This is a genomic window from Psychrobacter sp. TB20-MNA-CIBAN-0197 (assembly GCF_040309765.1).
In the GTDB taxonomy this organism is placed as follows: domain Bacteria; phylum Pseudomonadota; class Gammaproteobacteria; order Pseudomonadales; family Moraxellaceae; genus Psychrobacter; species Psychrobacter submarinus.
The window spans coordinates 1-334 of the sequence record NZ_JBEOPC010000243.1; the positions used below are offsets into that span (position 1 = coordinate 1).

Genomic DNA, 334 nt, shown 5'->3' on the forward strand with positions numbered 1-334 from the left:
TTTTTTGACAGTGAAGGATGGTCGCTCCAGATATAGCGCAATAGCCAATCTTTGGCATCGCCAGCATAGTCAATGCCGATACGAGGACGCAGAGATATCGGTGGCTGACAGCCATCATCTTCGATCCAAACGGCTGACTCTGCACTAATAGGTTTACCATTCAATTCACGGTCAATTTGTAAGCGCTTCGTCAGCTTACCAGGACCTGCCAGCTGCGTTGGATAAGTAAGTTGCTTATCTGCGCTTAGCCATTGCTCATCGATCAGGTGGTCACTGTCATCGGTCAAAAATCCAGCCCGTATTAATACCGACTCAGGAGACTCTTCTCCACCGC

The 334-nt window shown here is 48.8% G+C and carries 1 protein-coding gene; it reads right to left on the reverse strand.

All coding sequences use genetic code 11. The features are described from left to right. On the reverse strand, positions 1–334 hold a 334-nt coding region (locus tag AAEY83_RS13500), incomplete at both ends, for a DNA-3-methyladenine glycosylase (RefSeq protein ID WP_351059570.1).